Annotated in this window: 3 protein-coding genes; 2 read left to right on the top strand and 1 reads right to left on the bottom strand. The window is 43.4% G+C overall.

Annotation, left to right across the window (positions count from 1 at the left end):
* Window positions 1–304: 304 nt before the first annotated feature.
* The gene (locus O9332_RS22970) at window positions 305–1,405 is read left to right on the top strand and encodes an alkene reductase (protein ID WP_002761107.1); all 1,101 of its coding nucleotides are present in this window, start codon (window positions 305–307) and stop codon (window positions 1,403–1,405) included.
* A gap of 470 nt (window positions 1,406–1,875) precedes the next feature.
* Here the strand turns inward: O9332_RS22970 and O9332_RS22965 are convergent, their stop codons facing one another.
* On the bottom strand, window positions 1,876–2,508 hold the full coding sequence (locus O9332_RS22965) for a PEP-CTERM sorting domain-containing protein (protein ID WP_288027573.1): 633 nt from the start codon (window positions 2,506–2,508) through the stop codon (window positions 1,876–1,878).
* Window positions 2,509–2,845: 337 nt separating this feature from the next.
* Here O9332_RS22965 and O9332_RS22960 point away from each other — a divergent pair.
* Window positions 2,846–3,025 (top strand): DUF2887 domain-containing protein (locus O9332_RS22960; RefSeq protein ID WP_288027571.1); only part of this gene is annotated, 180 nt, incomplete at its 3' end.

Below are 3,025 nucleotides of genomic sequence, written 5' to 3'. Positions count from 1 at the left end.
ATTGGAGTGATTGAGGGGAAAATTCAGGTACTTTTTCCCTGAAAATTAGGTAGTTGACCACCTGAAAATCGGTAAAACCCTACACCCCACACCCCACACCCCACACCCTGCCCCCAGGGAAAACTTTTTCAGCAGACCCTATTTATGAACAAGATCAATTATAGTCAGCTAATTGACCCGATTAATTCTCCTACCTTAGCAGAGGAACAATCTCGCAGATAGACAGTCAATCATCCTCGGGTGTGATTGTCTGGTTTTAACTAATTGCGGTAAAATTAACCTAAATTCTCTATCGGCAAATTTGATGACTTCCTTCACTACTTCCCTAGCGCTTTTAAGTCAATTTAAATTGGGAGATTTAAACCTAGAAAATCGTCTTGTGCTTGCTCCCATGACGCGAGCGCGAGCGGGAGAAAAACGTCTTGCTAATGAGATAATGGCCGAGTATTACCGGCAAAGGGCCAGCGCCGGATTAATGATTACAGAAGCGACGGTAATTTCTCCTCAAGCTAACGGTTGGCAAAATACCCCCGGTATCTACACCGATGAACAAGCGCAAGCATGGCAAATGGTGACTAAAATCGCCCAAAGAAAAGGAACACCAATTTTTTGTCAATTGTGGCACTGTGGTCGCGCTTCTCATCCGAGTTTTCAGGAAAATGGGGCTTCACCAGTTGCCCCTTCCGCAATTAAGATTAAGGGGGAGTTGCACACACCCATGGGTAAACAGCCCTACGAGACCCCTAGAGCCTTAGAAACCGAGGAAATCAGCGCAATTGTCGCCGATTACCGTAAAGCCGCTCAGAGGGCAAAATTAGCGGGGTTTGATGGCATAGAAATTCACGGGGCCAATGGTTATTTAATCGATACTTTTCTACAATCTGTTACTAATCAGCGTCAGGATAAGTATGGTGGCAGTTTGGCGAATCGCTATCGTTTTTTGCAGGAAGTGGTCGAGGCAATTTTAACTGTTTTTCCCAGTCATCGAGTGGGGGTGCGTCTGTCTCCCAATGGAGTTTATAATGACATGGGTTCCGAGGATTTTCGAGAAACTTTTCTCTATATTGCCCAAAGATTAAATGAGTACAATTTAGCTTATTTGCATCTGCTAGATGGCTTGGCTTTTGGTTTTCATGAAAAGGGTCAACCGATGCTTTTATCCGAGTTTCGGGCTGTTTTTAATAGTGCATTAATCGGCAATTGTGGTTATACAAAAGAAACTGCTGAAGCCGCTATTCAGTTAGGAGATGCGGATTTAATTGCTTTCGGTCGCCCCTATATCAGTAATCCCGATTTGGTGGAAAGATTCGCCAATAATTGGCCCCTTAATCCCGATGCTGAGATGAAAGATTGGTATTCTTTTGACAAGGAAGGTTATATCGATTTTCCCAGTTATAAACCCTAGTTAAGTAGCTGGTTATAATTAAATTAAAAATGGATTTTAGGTTTGATCCCCCCTGCCCCCCTTGATAAGGGGGGTGCCGATAGGCGGGGGGATCTGAAAGTTTTTAATACCTACCTACTTAGGGTTTGCTGAATAAATGTGAAATGTAGGCAAAGTAAGGGTTTTGGGGCTTTTCTTCCGAAACAGGTGCAAGATTTTGAGAGAATCGTCGTTCAAAACCTTGCGTCTTCATCGGCCCGCGTTCTGTAGGGGCGAAGCATTCGGGCAATAACCTATCGGTGAAACCGTAGATTTTCTATCCGAATGCTTCGCCCGTACTTTTTCAGCAGACCCTACTTAGTATTAGATATGTGTAATTAATTGTGTCTAGCTACTTATCCATTATGTCCCAAAATTCAATAGGCGAGAGTGCCTTTTTCCCTAACCAAAAAGGAAGGCTTTTAAACCTTCCTTACCATAGAATTGGTCATTTATTGCCGTTTGCAAGCCAATACACCCAGAGAACCCACCGCTAATAAGCCTAAAAGGGTGCCTGGTTCGGGGGTTGTCTGTATCTGGGCAGGTTGAATAGTCCAGTTAGCAGGATCGATGTTACCTTCTACATTGGTCAAATTGACCTCGTAATAATAATTTGGGTCAGTATAGTAAACGCCATTGAACCCATTCACGTACCATTCTATAGGTGTTTGTGTAGAATTGGTTGAGACGACATTGACATTATTGAAATCAGACCAATCAAAAGGAACAGCCGTTAACTGTCCTGAGGCATTGGTGACAAAGCTTCCTGTAGTACCATCCAACCCATCACCCCCATTAGGATTAAAGGTGGTAACGTGGGCTCCATTACCAAAGTTGAAGGTGACAGTCACAATGTCAGTGGCATTCCATGTTTGGCTCAACAGGGAAGTTCCCCCATTGTCAAGCTGATAGGTAATAACCGCAGTATCACCGACATTAACGTTATCGACAAGGGGTAGAAATCCGGGTGATGCAACAGTATCCGTATAGGTAGCGGTAAAAATGGCGGCATGGGCGGGAATGGCAGTGAAAACGGCACAAGTCACCGCCGGAAGGCAAAGGGCTTTTAGCAGTTGATTAGTCATTTTTGATTGATTGACAAGTTAATTTCATGGCTAAGAATGGGGAAAAACTGCTCGTTATACCCCATAAATCATTGCTTAACAGCAATAAGCAGCCTCATTCTACCCCCCCCCCCCGAATTTGTCAAGTATTCTCCGTTTTTTATTGATGAATCCGGAAAAAAGCCCATCAGGGAGAGACTGGAAGGGTTCGCCAAGGAAACATCTTAAATTAATCAGTAATGATTAAGATTGAGCTATTTTAGGGGTTAAAGTCGGTCCTTATTCCCCCCTTTATTAAGGGGCGTTAGGGGTGAGCAAAACGTCCTAATCTTAGCGCGTAGTGCTATAAAATAAAAGCATGAAAACTGACACGATTTTTTATCAACTCTTTCAATCATTCCCCTCTATCTTCTTTGAATTAATTCAACTTCCTATCACCGAAGCGAATAACTACCGCTTTGACTCAGTGGAAGTCAAACAACTTTCTTTTCGTCTCGATGGAGTCTTTCTGCCTCAAAATAATCACCCCCAGACTCCT

The sequence above is a fragment of the Microcystis sp. LE19-10.1B genome, assembly GCF_027530565.1.
GTDB lineage: Bacteria > Cyanobacteriota > Cyanobacteriia > Cyanobacteriales > Microcystaceae > Microcystis > Microcystis aeruginosa.
The sequence above is the reverse complement of the archived record's forward strand: the minus strand, read 5'-3'. Positions and strand labels throughout refer to the sequence as shown.